This window comes from Hymenobacter ruricola, assembly GCF_015694525.1.
Classification (GTDB): Bacteria; Bacteroidota; Bacteroidia; order Cytophagales; family Hymenobacteraceae; genus Hymenobacter; species Hymenobacter ruricola.
In genome coordinates, this window is the sequence record NZ_JADQDM010000002.1 from 563514 (window position 1) to 587711 (window position 24198).

Consider the following 24198-nt stretch of genomic DNA (forward strand, 5'->3'; position numbering starts at 1 on the left):
GAAAAGGCCGGTAACCAGCAAGCCCCGGCACTGCGCAGTACCGGGGCTTTTTGATTGATTTTGTCACCATTTAAGGTTGGCCGCTGAGCACAGGACGGATTGCTGCGCTGCGCTCGCTCGCAAGGACAGGCGGAGCAGTCTACTTATTGAGCGGCAGCACCACGCCGTCAATCACGTGGGTGACGCCGTTGCTGGAAATCACGTCGGCGATTTGCACGGTGGCGGGGGCGTCTTTGCCGTTGCTAACCATCACTTTGCCGTCTTTCACCGAGATGTGCAGCTTTTCGCCGTTCACGGTGGTCAGTTCCTGGCCGTCTTTGAGGTCGGCGGCCACCAGCCGGCCGGGGATGACGTGGTAGGTGAGCACGCCTTTCAGGTTTTCTTTGCTGGCCGGGTCCATCAGGCCCGCCAGGGCGCCTTTGGGCAGCTTGTCGAAGGCGGCGTTGGTGGGGGCAAACACGGTGAAGGGGCCGGCGCCTTTCAGCGTTTCGACCAAGCCAGCCTGCTTCACGGCCGACACGAGGGTGCTCACGCTTTTGGCGTTCATGGCGTTGTCCACGATGTCTTTGTCGGCCGTCATGGCCACGCCATCCACCACCACGCCGCCGGGCTTGGCCATCCGGGCCGAGTCGCCGGCCAGGGCGGCGAGCGAGTCGGCGGGGTTGACGGTGCTGGCCGGCGTTTCGGTGGTCGCGGGCTTGTCGTTGCCACAACTGGCCATCAGAATGGTGGTAGCCAGCGCGGCCAGCAGGGGAGCAAAATGTCTTTTCATGAAAACGATTGTGTGAAAAAAAGCAGGAAGGGTATATGCCGATGTGGCGTTTGGGCTTACGAAGCAACTAGGCCGTAAGGTTGTTTCGGTACTGGCCGGTTTTCTTACCTTCGCGGCCCCGCCGGCAAGCGTTGCGGCGGGACAGTCATCCGTTAACCCGCAAATTTCGCCTCCCATGAAAACCGCAGAAATCCACACCAAGAAAGGCGTGATGAAGGTTGAGTTCTACGAGCAGGACGCTCCGAACACCGTCAAAAACTTCACCGACCTCGCCCAAAAGGGCTATTACGACGGCCTGAAATTCCACCGCGTCATTCCGAATTTCGTCATCCAGGGCGGCTGCCCCAACACCCGCGAGGGCGCCAAAGGCACGCCCGGCACCGGTGGCCCCGGCTACATGATTAAGGACGAAGTGAAAGGCAACAACCAGTACCACGACCGCGGCGTGCTGAGCATGGCCAAGTCTTCGGCCCCGGACACGGGCGGCTCGCAGTTCTTCATCTGCCACTCGCGCGACAACACCTCCCACCTCGACCGCGTGCATACGGTATTCGGCAAAGTAGTAGAGGGTCTGGACGTTATCGACCAGATTAAAGCCAACGACGAAATCGAGAAGATTGTGGTGAAAGAGGAATAGTCTTTCTTTCCATCATCCGGAACGCAGTGAAGGACCTTACCACGCTTAGCCGATTGCGCCAACGTGGTAAGGTCCTTCGCTGCGTTCCGGATGACGGGCATTACTTCTTCTCCGGCGTCGGGCTCTCGATTTCCTGCACCAGCTGCCCGTACCAGCCCTCGCCATACTTGCGAATGAGCGGCTCCTTGAGAAACTGATACACCTTCACGCCCAGCGAGCCACCGAATGTACAGGCCGGGTTGCAGATGCTCCACCGGTCATAATTCAGCGCGTCGAACCCTTCGTATTTCGTAATGCGAATGGGGTAGAGGTGGCAGCTGATGGGCTTTTTGAACGTGGTGGCGCCCGCCAGATAGGCCTGCTCGATGCCGCATTTCAGGATGCCGCGCTCGTCGTAGAGCGCGTAGGCGCACTCCTTGTCGTCAATCGTGGTGGTGCTGAAGTCGCCTTCCCAGTCCTTAATGTACAGGCCCTGGGCGCGGATGGCCGCCTTGCCAGCCTCGTTGAGGAAAGGCTCGATGTTGGCGTATTCCTGCTCCAGAATCCGCAGCTCGGCTTCTTCCAGCGGCGCGCCGAGGTCGCCTTCCACGCAGCAGGCACCTTTGCAGGCTTCGAGGTTGCAGACAAAAAAGTTGTCGGCGATGTCGTCGGAGATGACCGTTTCTTGAATAATAATCATTGGTTTCCAGAAGGAGGGCCGCAAAGATACCTCTTTGCGAAACGCTACCCGTTGTGCGTTGCGGTTAAAACCAGGGCCGTGATGCCGACGAGTAACAGCGAATGGGCGGCCAGCATTCCTTTTACCATCGCCGTTCGGTGGCCGACCAGATAGGCCAGAACCGTGACAACCGCCAGGCCCGCGCCAATAACCAGCGTAGCCAAGCCCGTGAAGAATGGCAGGCCGGGGTTGCACATGTCAGCCACTGGCACGAACTGGGCCAGTAGTGCGGTTCCGCCCAGGCCGAGGGCGTAGAAGAGCAGTACCCCCAATACCCCCCGTTGCAGTTGACTCATAGGATGAAGAATAGCCAAGCTCCAGGCACAAAAATGCAGTTGCTAAAGAACCGAAAGCGACCTAAATTTCTTAGTAGCTAAGGCGGCGCATTTCCGGGCGCATTTCCAAATGTAGTACCTTTGCCGCTATAGACCGGGGCTAGTTTTACTTGAATAATGGCATTAGATTATCTTTCCCTTCTGAACCCGTCGCAGGCCGCTGCGGTGCTCCAAATCGAAGGCCCGTGCATGATTATCGCGGGGGCTGGCTCGGGCAAAACCCGGGTGCTCACCTACCGCATCGCCAACCTGCTCGAAAAGGGCGTCGACCCGTTCAACATCCTCGCCCTCACCTTCACCAACAAGGCCGCCAAGGAAATGCGCGCCCGCGTGGAAAAGGTCGTCGGGCCCGCCGCCCGCAACCTTTGGATGGGCACCTTCCACTCGGTTTTTGCCAAAATCCTGCGCTCCGAAGCCGACAAAATTGGCTACCCGCGCAGCTTCACCATCTACGACACCCAGGACTCGAAAACCCTGATTGGCCAGATTGTGAAAGAACTGGAATTGGACGACAAGCTCTACAAGCCGAGCCTGGTGCTGGGCCGCATTTCGGCCGCCAAAAACAAGCTGATTTCGGTGAACCAGTACCTGCACGACCCGGCCATCAAGGCCGACGACGAAGCGGCGCTGCGGCCCAAAATCGGGGTACTCTACCAGCAGTACCAGCAGCGCTGCTTCAAGGCCGGTGCCATGGATTTTGACGATTTGCTATTTAATACGAACGTACTGTTTAAGGAACACACCGATATTCTGAATAAATACCAGAATATGTTCCGGTTTGTGATGGTGGACGAGTACCAGGACACCAACTATTCGCAGTATTTAATTACGCGCAAGCTGGCGGCTAAAGAGCGGAATATCTGCGTGGTAGGTGATGATGCGCAGAGTATCTACGCCTTCCGCGGCGCGGATATTACCAACATCCTCAATTTCGAGAAGGATTATCCGGAATTGCAGGTATTTAAACTGGAGCAGAATTACCGCTCCACGAAAAATATCGTGTGGGCCGCTAATTCGGTGATTAAAAACAACCAGGCCCAGCTGCGCAAGGACGTTTATTCCGAAAACGAAGACGGCACGCTCATTGAAGTAATTAAAGCCGCTTCCGACAACGAGGAAGGCAAACTGGTGGCCAATTCCATCTTCGAAGACAAGATGAACGGCCACTTGTCGTACGATAATTTTGCCATTCTCTACCGCACCAACGCGCAAAGCCGGGCGATGGAAGAAGCGCTGCGGAAATTAAATATTAAATACAAGATTGTTGGGGGCCTGAGCTTTTACCAGCGCAAGGAAATCAAGGATTTGGTGGCTTATTTGCGCCTGACCGTCAACCAGAACGACGAGCAGGCCTTGCGCCGGGTAATTAATTATCCAAAGCGCGGCATTGGCGACACCACCATCAGTAAATTAATTACCACCGCCGACGAGGCCAACCACACGCTGTGGGAAGTGGTGGCGCACGCCGACCAGTTCATGCCCGCGCGGGTATCGAACCCCGTGGTGGGCTTTGCCGAAAAAATCAAGAGCTACATGGTGGTGGCCGGCAAAGAAGACGCCTTTGAAGCGGCCAAGTTCATTGCCAAAAACTCCGGCATGCTGGAGGAGCTGTACGCCGACAAGAGCATCGAGGGTCTTTCCCGCTACGAGAACATCCAGGAGCTGCTCAACGGCATCAAGGAATACGTGGACGACCCCGAGCGCGAGGACAAAAGCCTGGCCGCGTTTCTGCAGGACATTGCCCTCGTGACGGATTCTGACCTGAAGGATGCCGCCCAGGAAGGCGAAGCCGTGACGCTGATGACCATTCACTCGGCCAAAGGCCTGGAATTCCGCAACGTGTACATCGTGGGCATGGAGGAAAACCTCTTCCCCAGCCAGATGATGATTACTTCGCGGGCTGACTTGGAAGAGGAGCGCCGGCTGTTTTACGTGGCCATTACGCGGGCTGAGAAAAAGCTGACTCTGAGCTACGCCACCTCGCGCTACCAGTGGGGAAACCTGCGCAGCTGCGAGAAAAGCCGCTTTCTCGACGAAATCGACCCGCAGTACGTCAACTTCAAGTTTGCGGCCGGGCCGGGCGAAGCCTCGCCGTTCCAGCACGTTTTTGAGCGGCGCTCGAACCTGATTCCAACCGCACCGCGTAAGGTGCAGGCCACGAAGTACGTGGCGCCCGCTGATTTTACGCCTTCGGACACATCCAAGCTGCAAGCCGGCCAGCGCGTGGAGCACGCCAAGTTTGGTTTCGGGGTGGTGAGCGCGCTCGAAACCCAGCAAGGCACCACCAAGGCCACCATCCTGTTCGAGGAAGTGGGCGAGAAAGTGCTGCTGCTGAGCTTTGCCAAGCTGCGGGTGCACTAGTGTTCCGTGACTGTCCAACTCAGTAGAACGTCATGCCGAGCGGAGCGAAGCATCTTGCCCGCCACCACTAAACCTAACCTTTGGGTTCAATTGCGCGGTAAAGATGCTTCGCTGGCGCTCGGCATGACGTTCTGTTGGTGCAGAATGGCTGCCTGAACACTAGGCCCTATCTTTGGCCTGAGCCTCGCCCCCGGCGGCCTCCCCTATTGTTTTTTATGACCGACATCACCTCCCTGCCCTTCCACCTGCAACTGCTGGTGCGCGAATACGGGCACAGCACCTACCAGCTCATCCAGGGCCTGGCCCAGATTGAAGACGTGGCCGAGCGCACCCGGCGCGCCGGGCAGATTGTGCAGCTCATGCTGCGCCTGCAGCCGGCCCTGCGCGAGCTGCCCGAAGTGCAAACCCGCCTCTGGAATCACCTGCATGCCATGGCCGGCGAGGAAGTGGCCCTGGAAGCGCCTGTACCGCTGCGCAGCCTCACGGTGCGCACCGAAAAGCCGGCCCGCGTGCCCTACCCGCGCACCGCGCCCCGGCTGCGGGCCTACGGCGCCGGCATTGAAGCGCTGATTGCCAAAGCCCTCACGCTGGAAGACGCCACCGAGCGCGAGCAAGCCACCGTGCAGATTGGCCGCACCATGAAGTTTCTCTACCGCCAGCACAACAAGGAAAACGCCAAGGACGTGACCATTCTGCGGCACCTGAGCGAGCTGTCGGGCGGGCAGCTGCGCCTCGACCCGGCCGTGGTGGACGCCGAAAACCTGTTCGAGATGCCGGCGGGCACCGGGCGCACGCCGGCTTTCATCGTGCCTCAGCCGGCGCAGCAGCGCGAGGGCCGCGACCGGCGCGACGGCCGCGACAACCGCGGGAATGGCAACGGCTTCGGGGGCAAAAACGGCAAGAAGCGCAAGAAAGGCCGCAGCCAGGAGCCCCAGCAGCCGCCCCAGTAACTTATTTCTAGGAACGTCATGTCGAGCGCAGCCGAGACATCTCGCGTGCCGCAGTAATCCAATCGACAGGAGTAGTGGCGGCAGGCGAGATGTCCCGGCTGCGCTCGACATGACGTTCTGGATTACCAGAATACTTAACACCCAAGCACATGGCTGCATTTGAAGTACGCGGCGGCAAACAGCTGCGCGGCGAAATCACGCCCCAGGGCGCCAAAAACGAAGCCCTCCAGATTCTCTGCGCGGTACTGCTCACCCCAGAGCCGGTCACCATCAGCAACATCCCCGACATCCGCGACGTCAACAAGCTTATCGAGTTGCTGCGCGACATGGGCGTGAAGGTGGGCAAGCTGGCTTCCGACACCTACGTTTTTCAGGCCGAAAACGTGAACCTGGATTACCTGGACACCCCGGAATTTGTGGCTCAGGCGGGCGCCCTGCGCGGCTCGGTGATGATACTGGGGCCGATGCTGGCGCGCTACGGCCGCTGCCAGCTGCCCAAGCCGGGCGGCGACAAAATTGGCCGCCGGCCCATGGACACCCACTTTCTGGGCCTCGAAAAGCTGGGCGGCAAGCTCACGCTCGAAGGCCTCGATTTCTACCGCATCAAGGTGGAAGGCAAGCTGACCGGCACGCACATGCTGCTGGATGAAGCCTCGGTGACGGGCACGGCCAACATTCTGATGGCCGCCGTGCTGGCCGAAGGCACCACCACCATCTACAACGCCGCCTGCGAGCCCTACCTGCAGCAGCTGTGCCGCATGCTGGTGCGCATGGGCGCCCGCATTCAGGGCATCGGCTCGAATTTGCTGACCATTGAGGGCGTAGACCGCCTCGGCGGCACCGAGCACCGCATGCTGCCCGACATGATTGAAATCGGCTCGTTCATCGGCCTCGCGGCCATGACGGGCTCCGAAATCACCATCAAAGACTGCCAGATTCCGGAGCTTGGCCTCATCCCGGACACCTTCCGCAAGCTGGGCATTCAGCTGGATTTCCGGGGCGACGACATTTACATTCCAGCCCAGCAGCACTACGAAATTGCCACTTACCTTGACGGCTCCATTCTCACGGTTTCGGACCACACCTGGCCGGGCTTCACGCCTGATTTGCTGAGCATTGTGCTGGTGGTGGCCTGCCAGGCCAAGGGCACGGTGCTCATTCACCAGAAGATGTTTGAGTCGCGCCTGTTCTTCGTGGATAAGCTCATTGACATGGGCGCCCAAATTATTCTCTGCGACCCGCACCGCGCCACCGTCATCGGACTCGACCAGCAAAAGCAGCTGCACGGCATCACCATGACTTCGCCCGATATCCGGGCCGGCGTGGCGTTGCTTATCGCCGCGCTGTCGGCCGAAGGCAAGAGCACCATCCTCAACGTAGAGCAGATTGACCGCGGCTACCAGTTCATCGACCAACGTTTGAACGCGCTGGGCGCCGAAATACGCCGCGTTTAATTCCTTGAAATATTGTACTTTACCTAGGTATTTATCAAAAAAGCCCGGCTTTCACAGGTCGGGCTTTTTTGTGGGCATGGGTTACCCAATGGGGGTTGCCGGATAAAGGGTCAGCTGCGCCGCTGTTCGTTTTCACTTTCAGCTTTCCCAAAATCTTCCGATGAAACATCTGATTTTTCCGGCCCTCCTCGGGCTCGGACTGACGGGGTGCAGCCAAGCCAACCCGGAACCGACAGCCGTTCCTAAAGCCCAGCCCACCGCGGTGGCCGCCCCGGCCCGCGAACCTTCCGACCCCAGTAACCTGCCTGCGGTGGCTCCTGTCCCCGGCCCCGTGGCCCGCACGGTGGTGTACGAGGGCAAGCTGAACCTGGCCGTGGCCGATTTCGAGCAAGCCAGCGCTAAAATTGACAGCCTGGTGAACCACTACGGCGGCTACCAGGCCTCGGCCCACGAGTCGCGCGCCGAGGGCAAGCCCGAGCAGGACATGGTCATTCGGGTGCCGCCCACCAGGTTTGTGCCGCTGGTAGCCGCGCTGGGCAAGGTTGGTCATATCGAGAACAAAGACGTGGCTTCGTCCGACATATCGGCCGATATCCTGGATGCCAGCAACGGCCTGATTGACAAGCAAACCACTCAGGCCAAGTACCAGCAGCTGCTGGCAAAGACCACCAACCCCGCCGAAGTGCAGCGCCTGGTGGCGCAGGACCGCCAGTTGAAAGCCGACATTGCCGTGGCGCAGGCCCGGCTGCAGCAGTTCGGGGCGCAACGTACCTGGGCCACCCTTTCGCTGCATTATTTTCAGCTGCTGCCCTCGCCCGCGCCGAGCGAACCCCTGCCAGCTTTCGCGCCACGTTTTCGGGAGTCGTTTAACCGGGGCTGGTCGCTGGTGATGGGCCTGCTGGTGCTGCTCACCAACCTGTGGCCGCTCCTGCTGGTGGGCGGGGCCGGGGCCTGGGGCCTGCACCGCTGGCGGCTGCGCCAACAAACCCCGGCTTAATCGGCAGTTCGGCAATGCTTTGGGCGCAAGCCATTGGCTCTTTCAACTGACGGCTATATGAAATACGGTGAATAGAGCGTTAGCGCGAAAGCCGCATTGCTATCTTCCTTCACTTTGCTATTCCAGAAATCATGAAATATACTTTGGGAGTTGTCCTTGGGCTGGCGGCGCTGTTGTGCGGCTGCAGCCAGGCAAAAAAAGAATCCGGGGATTATTCTGCCATGCGGGCGCCCGCCGACGTGGCGCTGGCAGCGCCCCCACCCGCCGGGGCACCTGACCTGGAGCAACGCGATGACGCTACGGCCGAGGTAACATCCGCGCCAGTGCCCGTGCCCACTGCCGTGGCAGTTCCGGCGCGGCTGCTCATTTACCACGCCGATTTGCGCCTGAAAGTGGCTAGTCTGCCGCGGGCCAGTGCCAGCCTCGACAGCTTGGTGCGCCGCAACGGCGGCTACCTCAGCGCCGCTACGGAGGCGCGCTCCGACGACGAATGGCGGCAAGCCATGACCATCCGGGTGGCGCCGGCGCGCTTTCACGCGCTGATGGCGGCCCTGGGCGGCCTGGGCACGGTGGAGGAAAAGAAGCTGACCACCGACGACGTGACGGCGCAGCACGCCGACGTGGCCGCCCGCCTCAGCACCAAGCGCGCCGTGGAAAAACGGTACGTGGACCTGCTGAGCCGCGCCCACAAAATCAGCGAAATCCTGGAAATCGAGGGCAAAATTGGCGAGGTGCGCGAAGAAATTGAGAGCACCGAAAGCCGCCTGAAGGCCCTGAACGATGAGGTAGCTTATTCCACCATTTCCCTCATCTGCTACCAGCCCCTGCCCCGCCCCCTGCACGATGCGCCTGTGGTGTCCTTCGCCAGCCGCCTGGTGGATTCCTTTTACTCGGGCTGGACGCTGCTCACCGACCTGTTTATCGGCGTGGTGAGCATTTGGCCCCTGCTGATAGTGGGGGCCGTGGTCTGGCTGGCCGTGCGGCGCTGGCGCCGACGCCGGCTGGCCTAGCGCACCCGCCGAAAGCTGAAAAGCCCCGTGTCGAACCCGTCTTTTACTGACGGCTCCGACATGGGGCTTTTCGTTTGCTCGTGGTTTAACCTGACCTAATCTATCAGCAAGTCAACCACCGAGTTGACTACCGACACCGCAATGCTGAACAGCAGCGTGTTGAGCAGGCCATGCACGTCGAAGCTGGTCATCAGGAAGTCGGCCAGCTTGATGATAATGACGTTAATGACCAGCAGAAACAAGCCCAGCGTGAGCACGGTGATGGGAAAACCCAGGATTTTGAGAATGGGTTTAACCACGGCATTGAGCACGCCCAGCACCAGTACCAAGATGATGGCGCTGCCGTAGCCGCCCAGCACCACCCCGTCCAGCACCATGCTCAGGCCATATATCAGCCCGGCCGTGAGCACAATTTTGAGAATAAAACCAAGCATAAAACGTCGGTTGAAATGAAAGAATCTTACTCCGCGGCAGCCACGCCCTTGGCTGCCAAACGCCCCTGAGATACGGCCATCCAGTTGCAAAGTTGGTAGAGCAGGCGCGCGCCCACAATGGCGTTCCACTCGGTGTCGCCGGGCGCCACTTCGTTCAGGTCGCAGCCAATGATTTGGATGCCCTCGCGCACAATGGCGCGCAGCAGGTAGGTTGCTTCCTCGTACTCCAGCCCGCCGGGCACGGGCGTGCCGGTGCCGGGGCACAGCTTGGGGTCGAGCCCGTCGATGTCGAAGCTGATGTACACCTTTTTGGGCAGCTGCGCGATGATTTTGCCGCACACCTTCTTCCAGGACTTCTTGGCAAACTTCTCGTCGCTCAGAAACCGCTGCCCGAAGAGGGCCACCCGGCCGTTGGAAGTTTCAATAAATTCGGCTTCCTGCTGGCAATAGTCGCGTATTCCCACCTGCACCAGCTTTTTCACCTGCGGCAACTCCAGCGCGTTGTACATGATGCTGGCGTGCGAATACTTAAAACCCTCGTAAGCCGGACGCAGGTCGCAGTGCGCGTCGAACTGCAGGATGGCGAACTCCTCGTGGCGCTCGGCCAGCGCGTGCAGGTAGCCCAGGGGCGTGCTGTGGTCGCCGCCCAGTACCACCACGCCTTTGCCGGCATCCAGCAGGGCGCCGGTTTTGTCTTTGAGCCATTTCAGCATCTTTTCGCCTTCGGCCGTGACCTGACCGGGCACGCTGCTGTGCTTTTTCAGGCCGGCTTCCGGCTCGCCGGCTTCCACCCACTCAATGTAGTCGGCGGCCTGGGGGCGCAAGGTGCTGCTGGCTTCGGCGATGGTTTCGTCGGCTTCCTCCATGGCCAGGCCTAGCTTCCAGGCATCGGGCAGGTCCGGGTCGTAGAGGTCGACCTGCAAAGAAGCTTCGTGGATGGCCGCGGGCCCTTCGGCGGTGCCGGCGCGGTAGCTCACGGTTACTTCCCACGGCACGGGCACCACCACCACCTGGGCTTCTTCCGCCGTGAAGGGCAGGCCAAACAGGCCGCCGGCCACGTCGCCGGGTGCGTTGGGGTCGAAAGAAGCTATTTTCTTGGCTAACGCCGCGTCGGTCTTAGACATGGATGTTTTACTGCTGATTGAAGTGAGTTGGTGTGGGCGCTATTTCTTTAGCGCCAATTGAGAAGGGGACAAAAGCCCGTCATGCTGAGCGCCACCGATTCAGCTCTATTGTGCAAATAATCCAAACGGATGGATTTAGTTACGCGGAAGAGATGCTTCGGCTGCGCTCAGCATGACGGGCTTTCAATCGTTCAAATTGCCCCTAGGCCGACATCTGGCTGCCTAAAAAGTCGTAGCTGCGAATAATTTCCAGAATTTTCGCGAAGGTCACACGGTCGAAGAACAGCATGAGCGGCAACTCCACCATGTTGTCTTTGTCGGAGAACTGGGTAATGACCGAGAAAATCAGGGGTTGCAGCTGCTGCTGGGGCAGCAGGCTTTGCATCATGTCGGCAATGTCGCCGCGCGGGGCCGTGGGCGGCGCTCCGTAGATGTTGGCCTTCAGAATGTTGGCCAGCTGCGTGACCAGCGCACCCGTGATGATGTTGCTGATTTCGAGCAGCAGGGACTCCTGTAGCTCGTTCACGTCCAGCGTTTCGGGGGTTTGCATGCGCAAGCACACCCGCGACAGCCGCTGGATGTGCTGCCCGGAGAAGAACATGAGCGTTGTGCCGTTAAAATCACCCCGAATGTCGGACTGAATGGCGACGTGCTTGGCTTGGTACTCCCGCACTTTGCGCATGATGTCCTCGCTCATCAGCAAGTCGATGTTCGGCACTTCCAGCAACACCCGTTCCTGGGCGATGACGGCGAACGAATCGGCGGCGCGGGCCAGGCCGATGTTCAAAATCTCGCGGATTATATCACGCTCTAAGTCAGTCATCGATAAATCCATAACGGTGAAGATAGGGGAAGTTGCAGCTGCGAGGACTGGGGTGAAAGAAAGGAAAAATTAGGGGCGTTTGTTTAAAAACAGACGGGTCAGGGCGGGCACGTCGAGCACGAGGCAAACCTGCCCGCTGCCCAGTAGGGTTACCCCACCAAACAAGTCAATGGTGTCCAGCGGCTTGCTAAGGGGTTTAATTACAATGTTTTGCTGACGAATAAACCGGTCCACCACCAGGCCCAGGCGGCGGTTGTTGTAGTTCACCACCAGCACCTGCTGCGGGCCCACAATGTCGGCGCGCGTGGCCAGCGGCAGCGGGCCGTCGCCTTCGTCGTACAGCAGTTGGCGCAGCGGCACCAGCGGCACCGACTGCTCCTGGAAATGCGTCACCAGCACGCCGCCCACCACCGAAATCTGGCCGGGGTGCAGCGAAAGCACGGTGTCGGTGTGCAAAAGGGGCACGGCGTAGGGCCGCTCCTCCACTTCCACCAATAGGGCGCCTTTCACGGCAATGGAAGTGGGCAGCACCAGCGTAAACGTAGTGCCCGCCCCCAGCTCGGATTCCACGCGCAGCTGGCCGCCCAACGAGTCCAAGGCCAGCTTCACCACATCAAGGCCCACGCCGCGGCCCGAAATGTCGGTCACTTTCTGGGCCATTGAGAAGCCGGGCTCAAACAGAAAGGCCCACACGGCTTTCTCATCCAGTTGTGCCGCCGCGCCCGCCGATACGAGGCCGCGCTCCACGGCTTTGCGGCGCACGGCTTCGGTATCGATGCCGCGGCCGTCGTCGCGCACCTGAATGAGCACGTCGTCGCGCTCGGTCAGGGCCGAGAGAGTCAGCTGACCCACGGTGGGTTTGCCGGCTTGCTGGCGCTGGGCCGTGGTTTCGAGGCCATGGCTAACGGCGTTGCGCACCAAGTGCAACAGCGCGTCGGTAATGATTTGCAGGATGTTGCGGTCAATCTGCACGTCCTGGCCGCTCAGTGTCAACTCCACTTCCTTGTCTTCGGCCGAGGCCACGTCGCGCACTACCCGGGGGAACTTGTTCAAAAGCACGCCCACACCCACCAGCCGCGCGTCCATCACGCTGTACTGCAAGTCATCGGAAATGCGGAACAGGTGCTGGGCCGTGGCCAGCAAGGCCGGGTTGTCCAGCTCCTGCGCCAGGGTCATAATCCGGTCGCGGTCAATCACCAGCTCGCCCACCAGATTCAACAAGTTGTCGAGCTTCTTCACCTGGATATACACCAGGTCCGACAACTCCATTTTCTTGTTCGCCTCCTCTTCCGAGTCGGGCGCGTCCACCTCTTCCAGCACGGGGGCTTCGCCGCGCACCAGGCGGTCGAGGTTTTCGAGTAGAGCCGTGGCGTCGGGCAAGGGCTGGTTGGCGCCCACTGCCCGAATCATGTTGCCCAGCGCGTCAACCCCCGCAAACACTACTTTGATAAGCGGCCCACTGAAGGCGCGTTCCTGGTCCCGAATCAGCCCAAACAGCGTTTCCAGGTGATGGGCTACTTCGCCCAGGTCGTTGAAACCCATGGCCCGGGCGTTGGCCTTAAGGTTGTGCATGAGCCGGAACAGCTCGTTGAGCGCCGGGCCCGCGTCGGGGTTGCGCTCCAGTTCGCTCAGGTGGCGGCTCATGGAGTCGTAATACTCCAGCGCCTCGGCCATAAACAGCTCCCGGTATTCCTGGTCGCGCGTTTTCATTGGCCGTAACTGGTTGATACTGGACGCTCACGCTGCCCCGCGCGCTGCCACAGCCTGCCGTTTCCGGCAGCTGAGAATGAAACGACGGGACGTTGGGAAAGCACTTAGGCAGCTTGTTCGGGCGAGTTGTTCTGCAGCGCAGCACCCACGATTTCCAACACTTTCTCTTCCGAAAACGGCTTCACGATGTACGCCAAGGCTCCGTTTTCAATGGCTTCGGTCACGATGACCTCTTGGCCCACGGCGCTGCACATCACCACTTTGGCCGAGGGCTGTAGTTGCCGCAGGCTTTTGAGCACGTCCAGCCCGGTGTTGTCCGGCAGAATCACGTCGAGGGTGATGAGGTCGGGTTCCGTCGAAGTGGCCATTTCCAGGGCCTGCGCTCCGTTAGCAGCTTCGCCCACCACTTCGTAGCCGGCATCGGTAAGCATGTTTTTGAGCATCGTGCGCATGTAAAAAGAGTCGTCGACGATGAGGATGCGCTTATTCATGGAATTGGTGACTTGAGAATTTTACGGGAGAATAGCCGGGCTTACCGCGCCCGGCAGGCATAGTACGGGCGCGGGCCTACGAAGATGCCGCTTTGCCCGGCAGCCGCAGCACTTCGCTGGGCGTGAGCAGCTTGCGCATGTCCAGCACAATGATGATGCCGCCTTCCGGCAGTTTGGCAATGCCTTCGAGGTATTTGTCGCGGGTGCCGGCGTCCTGCACGAATTCCGGCGCCGGCTCAATCTGGCTCAGCGGCAGCGTGAACGGCCGCGGCACCTCGCGCACCATCAGGCCCAGGGTGTAGTCGGCGGCCTCCACGGCCACGGTGTAGCTGCGCTCGGGAATGGGCCGGCCAGCCGGCCGCAGCCGAAACCGCTCCTCCAAATCCAGAATGGCGATGATGTCGCCGCGCAGGTTGGCAATGCCTTTGATGAAGGGCGGCGTTTTGGGCATGCGGGCCACTTCCGGCGTCACCGTAACTTCCTTCACTTGCTCGATGCGGATGCCGTAGTCCTCGTCGCCGAGCCGAAACACGATGAGTTGAACCAACTCAGCGGGTTTGGCGCGTTCGGCTTTGGGAGCAGCGGCTAATTCAATCTCGGCCATGCGGTGGGCAATAAAAAGCTAGGCGAATGGATTGATTAACAATTATTTCTTGGCTTTGGCTTTCGGAATCGGCTTTTGCGTTTGGCCGTTTCCGTTCTCTTGCCCATTCTTGGGCTGTTCGGCAGCGGCTTTGGCGCCGGGTCGGGCTTGGCGACGGGCAGCCGGGCTCGGCGCGGGCGCCGGTGTGGCAGCCTCCGCCCGCGCCGGACGCGTAGAGCGCCGGGCAGCAGGAGCCGAATTCGATGCTTCTGCTTCCGCCGGTCGAGCGGCGCGGCGCGGCATGCCGTTCTGGCGGCCATTGCTCGCGGCCGGCGCTGCATCAGCGGCTTGCTGACCGCGGCGGGCCGGCAAGCCGTTCTGCGGGGCAGCAACGTACGCGTCGCGGGTGCGGTAGCCTTCGCGGGCAATGGGGCGGCGCACGGGCAGCGGCTCGGGCTCCGGCTCGTAGCTGTAAGAGCTGAGCTGGAAGGTTTCGAGGCCGGCCTGCAGGTCGTCGGCAATGTCGGTGAGGCGCTGCGAGCTGGTGGTCAGTTCCTGCATGGCCGTCGAGAGCTGCTTGGCGGTGCCGGCCACTTGCTGCGTGCCGGTAGCCGTTTGCTCGGCAATGGCTACCACTTCTTCCACATACTTCACCACGTCGCCAATCGAGGTTTTCTGCACCTCGGTGGCCGTGAGAATGTCGCGCGAGGTGCGCAGCGTTTCGCCGGAGCTGGTGGCAATGTTCTTAAAGGCCGAGCTGGCTTCGAACGTGGCGTTCTTGCCTTTGAGTACTCGGTTTTCCATGGTCGAAATAGCGGTTGCGGCCGAGGACGTATCTTTTTTCACGTCTTCTACCAGCGTGGCAATTTCGTTGGCCGACTTGCGGGAGCCTTCGGCCAGTTTGCGGATTTCCTCGGCTACCACGGCAAAACCACGGCCGGCTTCCCCGGCGCGGGCGGCTTCGATGGCGGCATTCAGAGCCAGCAGGTTGGTTTGCGAGGCGATGTCGGTAATCACGCCCAGCGACTTGCTGATTTCACCCGAGCGGGTGCTCAGCACTTCGATGGTGCGCGAGGTTTGCGAAGCGGCACTGGATATTTCTTCCATGTTTTTCACCACTTCGGCCACCGTTTTCAGACCGAGCTGCGAGGTTTGCTCACCGAGGATAGCCGATTTGTTCACGACGTCGGCCTTGTTGGCCGTTTCCTTGGTGGCCTGCATGATTTCTTCAATCAGCTTAAACGCCTGGTCGGTTTTCAACGCCTGGTTCTGAGCGCCTTCAGCCATTTGCTGCATGGCCAGAGCCACGTCAACCGTTACGCGGCTCATTTCCTGGCCTTTGCCCGCCATTTCCTCCGAAGAAGTACCCACAATCTGCGACGAGTCGTTGATTTCGCCGAGCAGCTCGTTCAGGTTTTCCACGGCAAGGTTAAGGGCGTTGGCCATGGCGAGGATGTCGCCCGTGGTCGGTACCTCAACGCGCTGGGTCAGGTCGCCTTCCGAGATGGCACGCACCACGCGGCTCACTTCGAGTACCGGCGAGGCGATGCTTTCGATGAGCTGGTTGAGCGTGTCCACCAATTCTTTCCACGAGCCCGACACGCCGCCTACGGTGGCGCGTTCGGTCAGCTTGCCTTCCACCCCGGCCACTTTTGCCACGCGGCTTACTTCCGATGCGAGGCGGTTCAGGTCGTCCACCATGCTGTTGATGGTGTCGGCCAGGTCGGCCACTTCGCCTTTGGCTTGCAGCGTCAGCTTCTGGGTCAAGTCGCCTTTCGATACGGCGGTTACTACTTTCACCAGGCCCCGCACCTGCGTGGTGAGGTTGGAAGCCATGTAGTTTACGTTGTCGGTAAGTTCCTTCCACACGCCGGCCACGCCGGGTACGGAGGCCTGACCGCCTAGCTTGCCCTCGGTGCCCACTTCCTGCGCCACGCGGGTTACCTCGCCGGCGAAGATGTTGAGCGAGTCCACCATTCGGTTCAGGTTGTCTTTCAGGTCGAGCAGCTCGCCGTTGACGTTTACCGATACTTTCTGCGACAAGTCGCCGCGCGATACGGCGGTGGCCACGTTGGCAATGTCACGCACCTGAGAAGTCAGGTTCGAAGCCATCGTGTTCACGTTGTCCGTCAAGTCTTTCCAGGTACCGCGCACGTTGGGCACTTTGGCCTGGCCACCGAGTTTCCCTTCCGTACCCACCTCGCGGGCCACGCGGGTTACTTCGTCACCGAAGGTGTTCAGGGAATCTACCATTTCGTTGAGGTTTTCCTTCAATTGGAGGAGCTCGCCGCGCACGTTTACCGTGATTTTCTGGCTCAAATCACCTTTTGCTACGGCGGTGGCCACGTTGGCAATGTCGCGCATTTGCGAGGTAAGGTTCGAAGCCATCGTGTTCACGTTGTCCGTCAAGTCCTTCCAGGTGCCCGACACTTTCGGCACGTTGGCCTGACCACCCAGAATTCCTTCGGTGCCCACTTCACGCGCCACGCGGGTTACCTCGCCGGCGAAGATGTTGAGCGAGTCCACCATCTGGTTGAGGTTGTCCTTCAGGTCCAGCAGTTCGCCTTTTACGTCTACCGTAATCTTCTGCGACAAGTCGCCTTTCGATACGGCGGTTGCTACGTTGGCAATGTCCCGCACCTGAGAAGTCAGGTTACTGGCCATCGTGTTCACGTTGTCGGTCAGTTCCTTCCAGGTGCCACCTACGCGGGGCACCACGGCTTGCCCGCCGAGTTTGCCTTCCGTACCCACTTCACGCGCCACGCGGGTTACTTCGTCACCGAAGATGTTGAGCGAGTCCACCATCTGGTTGAGGATGTTCTTGAGCTCCAGGATTTCGCCCTTTACGTTCACCGTCATCTTCTGGCTCAGGTCGCCGCGGGCCACGGCCGTGGCCACGTTGGCAATGTCTCGTACCTGCGAGGTCAAGGCCGCGGCCATGTCGTTTACGTTGTCGGTGAGGGCTTTCCACACCCCGGCCACATTTGGTACCGAAGCCTGGCCGCCGAGTTTCCCTTCCGTACCCACTTCTTGTGCCACGCGGGTTACTTCGCCGGCAAACAGGTTGAGCGACGCCACCATCTGGTTCAGGTTCTGCTTCAACTGCAGGAATTCCCCTTTTACGTCGACGGTAACGGTCTGGGTCAGGTCACCTTTTGCTACCGCGGTAGCCACGTTGGCAATGTCCCGAACCTGGCTGGTGAGGTTACTCGCCATGTAGTTTACGTTGTCGGTGAGGTCCTTCCATACACCGGCCACGTTCGGTACCACGGCTTGGCCGCCGAGGCGGCCTTCCGTGCCCACTTCCTGGGCCACACGGGTTACTTCGCCGGCAAACAAGTTCAGCGAGTCCACCATCTGGTTCAGGTTTTGCTTCAGCTGGAGCAGTTCGCCTTTAACATCAACTGTTACTTTCTGGCTCAAGTCGCCTTTTGCTACCGCGGTAGCTACGTTGGCAATGTCACGTACCTGCGAGGTCAGGTTGCCGGCCATGTTGTTCACATTGTCGGTCAGGTCCTTCCATACGCCAGCGACGTTGGGTACCGAAGCCTGGCCGCCCAGCTTGCCCTCGGTGCCTACTTCCTGGGCCACACGGGTTACTTCTCCGGCGAACAGGTTCAGCGAGTCCACCATCTGGTTGAGGTTCTGCTTCAGCTGCAGGAACTCGCCCTTTACGTCTACCGTGATTTTCTGGGAGAGGTCACCCTTAGCAACCGCAGTAGCCACGTTGGCAATGTCTCGCACCTGCACGGTGAGGTTCGAGGCCATATTGTTCACGTTGTCGGTCAGGTCCTTCCAGATACCGCCCACGTTTGGCACGCTGGCTTGGCCGCCGAGCTTGCCCTCGGTGCCCACTTCCTGGGCCACGCGAGTTACCTCGCCGGCGAAGATGTTCAGGTTGTCAATCGTTTTGTTGATGGTTTCGGCCATCAGCTTGAAGTCGCCCGATACCGGAATCTGGAAGCTTTCGTCCAGGTTGCCGCGGCTGATGTTTTTCAACACCTTGCCCACTTCGAGTACCGGCACGGCGATGCTGTCCACGAGGCCGTTGATGTTGTTCACCATGTCGCGCCAGAAGCCGGCGGCGCCTTCGGAAGAAGCGCGGGCCTTGAGGTTACCCTCCACGCCGGCCACTTTCGAGATGCGCGACACCTCGCCGCCCACGCCCGCAATCATGTCCACCATCGAGTTGTAGGCCTCGGCGATTTCGGCGAAGATATCGTCGTTCTGCTTGGTGAGGCGCACCGACACGTCGCCTTTCTTGAAGGCGTCGAGGGCGTAGAGCACGCGGTTCAATTGGTCGTTGACGTAGCCGGGGTCCTGCGTGTCGATGGAGCCGCGCGAGCCGCCTTTTTTGCGCGTCAGGTCGTTGTTGGTGCGCACCACGTCGAGCGGTGAAACGGCGCCGGCGTCCGGCGTCCCGCCGGCGTCAATGTCCGGCGCTTCCACTTCGAGGGTACGGCGGGGCTTAGATTGCGGAGACTTGGGGGAAGCCATATAGTATAGGTATCAATCGGACGGAAGGAGGACAAAACAACGGGCGAAGTTACGCGTGTTCGGCTGCAATTCGCAAAGGAAGAATTCGGCGAAAAATGCAATGAACTCGGAGAGCCGAATGGGGTGTTGAGGGAGCCCGGGCGCGGCCAGATTATTGCTAGCTGTGCTTTTGCCAGGAATATTCCGGCATCTTTGCGGCCGCTTTTAACATTTCGCTACGACTGGCCGTTTCAGTTTCCGACTACCCGCTCCGGCCCGTCGTTCCCCTTACCCGTCCACATGGTCAAGAATTTAGTAATCGTCGAGTCGCCGGCCAAGGCCAAAACCATTGAAGGCTATCTGGGCCAGGATTTCGTGGTGCGCTCCAGCTACGGCCACGTGCGCGACCTGCCGAAAGACAACAACGCCATCGACATCGCCAACGGTTTCAAGCCCACTTACGTGGTGTCGGCCGACAAGCGCGAGCTCATTGCGCAGCTAAAAAAACTTTCCAAGGAGGCCGAAATGGTGTGGTTGGCGAGTGACGATGACCGCGAAGGCGAAGCCATTTCGTGGCACCTGGCCGAAACGCTGAACCTGCCGCTGGCCAAAACCAAGCGCATCGTCTTCCGCGAAATCACCAAAAACGCCATCCTGGGCGCCATTGCCAACCCGCGCGAGGTGAACCAGGACCTGGTGAACGCCCAGCAGGCCCGCCGCGTGCTCGACCGCTTGGTGGGCTTCGAGCTGAGCCCCGTGCTGTGGAAGAAAGTGAAGCCGGGCCTGAGCGCCGGCCGCGTGCAATCGGTGGCCGTGCGGCTGGTGGTGGAGCGGGAACGCGAAATCAGCCAGTTCCTGAGCGCCAGCGCCTACCGCGTGGTGGCCCGCTTCGATGCCGGCCGCGGCGCCGTGCTGGAAGCCGAGCTGCCTACCCGCTATAAGACCCGCGAAGACGCCGAAGCCTTTTTGGGTCGTTGCGTGGGCGCCACGTACCAGATTGAAAGCCTGGACAAAAAGCCGGGCAAGCGCAGCCCGGCCGCGCCGTTCACTACGTCAACCTTGCAGCAGGAAGCCTCGCGCAAGCTGGGCTACTCGGTGGCGCAGACCATGAGCGTGGCCCAGAAGCTCTACGAAGCCGGCAAAATCAGCTATATGCGGACCGACTCGGTGAACCTCTCGCAGGAGGCCCAGGCCGGGGCGCAGGCCGCCATCACGGCGGCTTACGGGGCCGAGTATCATCAGCAGCGCACGTTCAAAACCAAGTCGGCCTCGGCGCAGGAGGCCCACGAAGCCATTCGCCCCACAGATTTTGGCGCGGTGAAAGCGGGTTCGGATGCATCGGAGCAGCGGCTGTACGACCTCATTCGCAAGCGGGCCATGGCCTCGCAAATGGCGGAGGCCGTGATTGAGCGCACCACGGCGGTGATTGGTATCAGCACGCAGCCGGGTGTCACGTTCTCGGCCACGGGTGAGGTCATCACGTTTGAGGGCTTCCTGAAAGTGTATGCCGAGAGCAAGGACGACGAGGAAGAAGAGGACGGCAAAGACGGCGAATCGAGCTTCTCGCGCGGGCTGCCGCCGCTGAGCGTGGGCCAGGTGCTGCCTTTGCAGCGGCTGAACGCCACGGAGCGGTTTTCCTCGCCCCCGCCCCGCTACACCGAAGCTTCGCTGGTGAAAAAGCTGGAGGAAATGGGCATTGGCCGGCCTTCAACATATGCGCCTACCATTAGCACGGTGCAGAAGCGCGGCTACGTGGAGAAGGACACCCGCGAGGGCAAAGAGCGCAAATTCCACGTGCTGACGCTGGACGGCAGTGAGGTGAAAACCGAAGTAAAAACCGAGAACTACGGCGCGGAGAAAGCCAAGCTGTTTCCGACGGATACGGCCATGGTGGTGAACGACTTTCTGGTGGCCCACTTCCCGGTGATTGTGGACTACCAGTTCACGGCCAAAGTCGAGGATGAGTTCGACCAAATTGCCAACGGCCACGAAAACTGGACGCAGATGCTGGACGGCTTCTACGGCAAGTTCCACGCGACCATTGAGGCCGGGCAGGACATCGAGCGCAACACGCTGGGCAGCACCCGCGAAATCGGCGTGCACCCCGAGACGGGCGAGAAAATCACGGCTCGCTTGGGTCGCTACGGCCCGTATGTGGCGCTGGGTGACACCACCGACCCCAACGTGAAGCCGGCCTACGCCAACCTGCGCAAGGGTCAGTTCATCGAGAGCATCACGCTGGAAGAGGCGCTGGACTTGTTCAAGCTGCCGCGCATCGTGGGGCAGTTTGAGGACAAGGACATGACGGCCAACCTCGGCCGCTTCGGCCCTTACATTCGCCACGACGGCAAGTTTTACTCCCTCACCAAGGAGCAGGACCCGCACACCATCACGGCCGAAGAAGGCGTGGCACTGATTGAGAACAAGCGCAAAACCGACGCCGAGCGCCTCATCAAGAGCTTCCCCGAAAACCCGGACATCCAGGTGCTGAACGGCCGTTTTGGCCCCTACATCGTGGCGGGCAAGAAAAACGTGAAGATTCCCAAAGGCGAAGAACCCACGGAACTGACGCTGGAGCGCTGCCAGGAGTTGGCTGACGCCACGCCCGATAAGCCCGCCAAAGGTGGCCGCTTTGGCAAGAAAGCCGCGCCGGCCAAAGAGGAAAAGGATTCGGACCAGCCCGCCAAGAAAGCCGCCACCGCCAAAAAGCCGGCCGCTAAGAAAACGGCGACCAAGAAGCCGGCCACCAAAAAGGCTCCGGCAAAAAAGGCCACGGCCAAGGCAAAATAATTGGCGTATTCCTACGTTTGAGCACACCGAAAAGCCCGCCCGTCGCGGGCTTTTTTGGCTTTTCGCTATGCTGCTTAGTCGCCTGCTGCCGCTTGCTTTTCCCCTGTTTCTAATCAGCGCCACGCCGGCCGCGGTGGAAGGGCCGGTGGGCCGCTCCTACCCGTGGCTGGCGCAACCCGCTGCCGCCACTCAGACGCTGGCGGCCCGGTTTCCGGCGCCGGCCGGGTGCCGCCGGCTCGCGGTAGCGGCCGATTCCTGGGGCGAATGGCTGCGCTACCTGCCGCTAAAGCCGGCGGGTACCAAAGCACGCCTGTATTCCGGTGGGTTGAAAGAGCGGCAGGAAGTGGTGGCCGCCGTGGTCGACATCGACGTGGGCACGAAGGACCTGCAGCAGTGCGCCGATGCCGTCATTCGCCTGCGCGCCGAATATCTGTTCAGCCGCGACCCCAACAAGGTGCATTTCCACCTGACCACGGGCTACGATTTCTGGTTTTCCGATTTTGTGGCCGGCAAAACCTTTAAAGTGGTGAAGGAGGAAGTGCTGCCTGCCAGCCGACCGGCTGAGGCCCCCACGCACGCGGCGCTGGGCCGCTACCTGCTGCCCACGTTTGGCTACGCCGGCACGCTGTCGCTCAGCCGCGAGCTGCGGCATAAGTCGCTGGCGACGGTGCAGCCCGGCGATGTGCTCATTCACGGCGGGGCGCCCGGCCATGCCGTGCTGGTGGTCGACGTGGCCGAGCACGCCATCACCCGCCAGAAATATGTGCTGCTGGCCCAGAGCTACATGCCGGCCCAGAACATCCACGTGCTGCGCAACGTGGACACGCCCGCGCTGGGCGCTTGGTTTGCCGTGCCCGACGCCTCCCAAACCGAGTTTGACACGCCCGAGTGGACGTTTTCGAGCCGGGAACTGGCTAGCTTTCAGTAGCCCGGTATCGAGCTACTGCGCGCTGAGGGTCTTGATGTCCGAAGCCGTGAGTTCTGAAAAATGGTGGATGACGCGGTCGGCAGAGCGCAAGTCCTGGCCGGCCGAGTGCTCGCTCGCGTAGCCGATGCAATAGATGCCAGCCGCTTTGGCTGCGGCCACGCCGTTGGCCGAATCCTCGATGACGATGCACTCGGAAACGGGCGTTGCGGCCAGCTCGGCGGCGCGCAGGAAAATGGCCGGGTCGGGCTTGGAGCGCTCGAAGTCTTCGCCGCTGATGCGGTGAGCGAAGTACGGCCCCAAGCCGAAGCGGTCGAACACCCGCGCGATGGTGGCTTTGGAAGCGGAAGAAGCCACCACCAATTGCACGTCGTGCCGCCGCAAATCCTCAATCAACGCCCGCACACCCGGTAGCAGGTCGAGGTCAGCGTCATCGTCGAACGATGTGTTGAACAGTTCGCGCTTGCGCATTACCAAGTCTTCAACCTCCTGGCTGAGGTGGTAGTTGTTTTTGAGCTGTTGGAACACGTTGCGGGTCGACTTGCCCAGAAAAGTGGCGTATTCGGCCTCTGAAACGGGAATGCCGAGCTCGGCAAACAGCGAGAAAAAGGCGTGGTGGTGAATGGGCTCGGTGTCGATGATGACGCCGTCCATGTCAAAAATTACGGTGCGAATCATGGGGTGGTGCGCGAATGCTGGCTGCGGGCAAAGGTATTGGCAGCGGCTTTAGCAAGACCGGGCGGATTTATGTTGAACATTTTCCGCACGAATAATGTATCGACATTAAATGTATGTACATTTGTACAGCAAATCACCAATTCCATATCGCCAAACATCATGGCTCGCACCGTCTTTCACCCCGCCAACACCCGCGGCCACGCCAACCACGGCTGGCTCAACTCCTTTCATACCTTCAGCTTCGCTGGCTACAACGACCCCAGCCGCGTGCATTTCGGCGCCCTGCGCGTGCTCAACGACGACACCGTGGCCGGCGGCATGGGCTTCGGCAAGCACCCGCACGACAACATGGAAATCATCTCCATCCCGTTGTCCGGCGACTTGGAGCACCAGGACTCGATGGGCAACAAAACCGTCATCCGCCAGCACGACGTGCAGGTGATGAGCGCCGGCACCGGCGTGGCCCACTCCGAGAAAAACCACAACGCCCACCAGGAAGTGAAATTTCTGCAAATCTGGGTGTTTCCGAACGAGCGCGGCATCAAGCCCAACTACGGCCAGCAAACCTTCGCCCCGGAGGCCCGCCGCAACCAATTGCTGCAAGTGGTATCGCCGGCAGGCGACGGCACCAACCCGCACATTCACCAGGATGCCTGGTTTCACCTCGGCAACCTGGATAAGGGTTTCACCACCGACTACGCCGTGAAAAAAGCCGGCAACGGCGTCTACGCCTTCGTGCTGGAAGGCGACGTGACCATCAACGGCCAGGCCCTGCACCGCCGCGACGGCTTCGGCATCTGGGAAACCGAGAAGCTCGAAATCAGCGCCGACAGCCAGGCCGAGCTGCTGCTGATGGAAGTGCCAATGGATTTTTGATTGGTGCCGTCCGCTTGTTCACCCCCTCCCACAGGAACGTCATGCTGAGCGCAG

At 60.4% G+C, this 24198-nt stretch carries 20 protein-coding genes; 9 read left to right on the forward strand and 11 right to left on the reverse strand.

The window, feature by feature from the left end:
- Positions 1-139: 139 nt before the first annotated feature.
- Complete coding sequence (locus I2H31_RS06520) at positions 140-772, reverse strand: fasciclin domain-containing protein (RefSeq protein WP_196292189.1); 633 nt, start codon at positions 770-772, stop codon at positions 140-142.
- A gap of 175 nt (positions 773-947) precedes the next feature.
- Between I2H31_RS06520 and I2H31_RS06525 the strand changes: the two genes are divergently transcribed.
- Positions 948-1409, forward strand: a complete 462-nt coding sequence (locus tag I2H31_RS06525) for a peptidylprolyl isomerase (protein ID WP_196292190.1) — start codon at positions 948-950, stop codon at positions 1407-1409.
- Positions 1410-1509: 100 nt separating this feature from the next.
- Here I2H31_RS06525 and I2H31_RS06530 read toward each other — a convergent pair whose 3' ends face one another.
- Positions 1510-2088, reverse strand: coding sequence for a DUF3109 family protein (locus I2H31_RS06530; RefSeq protein WP_196292191.1), 579 nt, complete (start codon positions 2086-2088; stop codon positions 1510-1512).
- A gap of 44 nt (positions 2089-2132) precedes the next feature.
- The gene (locus I2H31_RS06535) at positions 2133-2423 is read right to left on the reverse strand and encodes a hypothetical protein (RefSeq protein WP_196292192.1); all 291 of its coding nucleotides are present in this window, start codon (positions 2421-2423) and stop codon (positions 2133-2135) included.
- A 156-nt stretch (positions 2424-2579) separates the two neighbouring features.
- Between I2H31_RS06535 and I2H31_RS06540 the strand changes: the two genes are divergently transcribed.
- From I2H31_RS06540 to I2H31_RS06560, 5 genes are all read left to right on the forward strand, one after another.
- Positions 2580-4823: an ATP-dependent helicase gene (locus I2H31_RS06540; protein ID WP_196292193.1), complete on the forward strand. Its 2244-nt coding sequence runs from the start codon at positions 2580-2582 to the stop codon at positions 4821-4823.
- A 215-nt stretch (positions 4824-5038) separates the two neighbouring features.
- A complete protein-coding gene (locus tag I2H31_RS06545; protein ID WP_196292194.1) occupies positions 5039-5773 on the forward strand; it encodes a DUF4290 domain-containing protein in 735 nt (244 codons plus the stop codon).
- Positions 5774-5922: 149 nt separating this feature from the next.
- Positions 5923-7227, forward strand: coding sequence for a UDP-N-acetylglucosamine 1-carboxyvinyltransferase (murA, locus tag I2H31_RS06550; RefSeq protein WP_196292195.1), 1305 nt, complete (start codon positions 5923-5925; stop codon positions 7225-7227).
- A gap of 160 nt (positions 7228-7387) precedes the next feature.
- Positions 7388-8224, forward strand: coding sequence for a DUF4349 domain-containing protein (locus I2H31_RS06555; protein WP_196292196.1), 837 nt, complete (start codon positions 7388-7390; stop codon positions 8222-8224).
- A 131-nt stretch (positions 8225-8355) separates the two neighbouring features.
- On the forward strand, positions 8356-9234 hold the full coding sequence (locus I2H31_RS06560; protein ID WP_196292197.1) for a DUF4349 domain-containing protein: 879 nt from the start codon (positions 8356-8358) through the stop codon (positions 9232-9234).
- Positions 9235-9329: 95 nt separating this feature from the next.
- On the opposite strand, the gene I2H31_RS06565 is transcribed toward I2H31_RS06560, so the two are convergent.
- From I2H31_RS06565 to I2H31_RS06595, 7 genes are all read right to left on the reverse strand, one after another.
- Positions 9330-9668 carry a phage holin family protein gene (locus I2H31_RS06565; RefSeq protein ID WP_196292198.1) on the reverse strand — a complete coding sequence of 113 codons (339 nt, stop codon included), beginning with the start codon at positions 9666-9668 and terminating at the stop codon, positions 9330-9332.
- A 26-nt stretch (positions 9669-9694) separates the two neighbouring features.
- Entirely contained in the window at positions 9695-10792 is a 1098-nt protein-coding gene (locus I2H31_RS06570) for an agmatinase family protein (RefSeq protein ID WP_196292199.1), read from the reverse strand.
- Positions 10793-10994: 202 nt separating this feature from the next.
- The gene (locus I2H31_RS06575) at positions 10995-11627 is read right to left on the reverse strand and encodes a chemotaxis protein CheC (protein ID WP_230687509.1); all 633 of its coding nucleotides are present in this window, start codon (positions 11625-11627) and stop codon (positions 10995-10997) included.
- A gap of 57 nt (positions 11628-11684) precedes the next feature.
- Complete coding sequence (locus I2H31_RS06580) at positions 11685-13325, reverse strand: chemotaxis protein CheA (protein WP_196292200.1); 1641 nt, start codon at positions 13323-13325, stop codon at positions 11685-11687.
- Between the two features lie 104 nt (positions 13326-13429).
- On the reverse strand, positions 13430-13816 hold the full coding sequence (locus I2H31_RS06585; RefSeq protein WP_196292201.1) for a response regulator: 387 nt from the start codon (positions 13814-13816) through the stop codon (positions 13430-13432).
- Positions 13817-13892: 76 nt separating this feature from the next.
- Entirely contained in the window at positions 13893-14420 is a 528-nt protein-coding gene (locus I2H31_RS06590; protein ID WP_196292202.1) for a chemotaxis protein CheW, read from the reverse strand.
- Positions 14421-14462: 42 nt separating this feature from the next.
- Positions 14463-18896, reverse strand: a complete 4434-nt coding sequence (locus I2H31_RS06595; protein WP_230687510.1) for a methyl-accepting chemotaxis protein — start codon at positions 18894-18896, stop codon at positions 14463-14465.
- Positions 18897-19175: 279 nt separating this feature from the next.
- Here I2H31_RS06595 and topA point away from each other — a divergent pair, with 279 nt between their 5' ends.
- Complete coding sequence (gene topA / locus I2H31_RS06600; RefSeq protein WP_196292203.1) at positions 19176-21665, forward strand: type I DNA topoisomerase; 2490 nt, start codon at positions 19176-19178, stop codon at positions 21663-21665.
- Between the two features lie 67 nt (positions 21666-21732).
- A complete protein-coding gene (locus tag I2H31_RS06605; RefSeq protein ID WP_196292204.1) occupies positions 21733-22593 on the forward strand; it encodes a DUF4846 domain-containing protein in 861 nt (286 codons plus the stop codon).
- A 12-nt stretch (positions 22594-22605) separates the two neighbouring features.
- Here I2H31_RS06605 and I2H31_RS06610 read toward each other — a convergent pair whose 3' ends face one another.
- Entirely contained in the window at positions 22606-23268 is a 663-nt protein-coding gene (locus I2H31_RS06610) for an HAD family hydrolase (RefSeq protein WP_196292205.1), read from the reverse strand.
- Positions 23269-23427: 159 nt separating this feature from the next.
- On the opposite strand from I2H31_RS06610, the gene I2H31_RS06615 reads away from it, so the two are divergent.
- Positions 23428-24144 (forward strand): pirin family protein, encoded by a 717-nt coding sequence (locus tag I2H31_RS06615; protein WP_196292206.1) that lies wholly within the window; start codon positions 23428-23430, stop codon positions 24142-24144.
- Positions 24145-24198 lie beyond the last annotated feature (54 nt).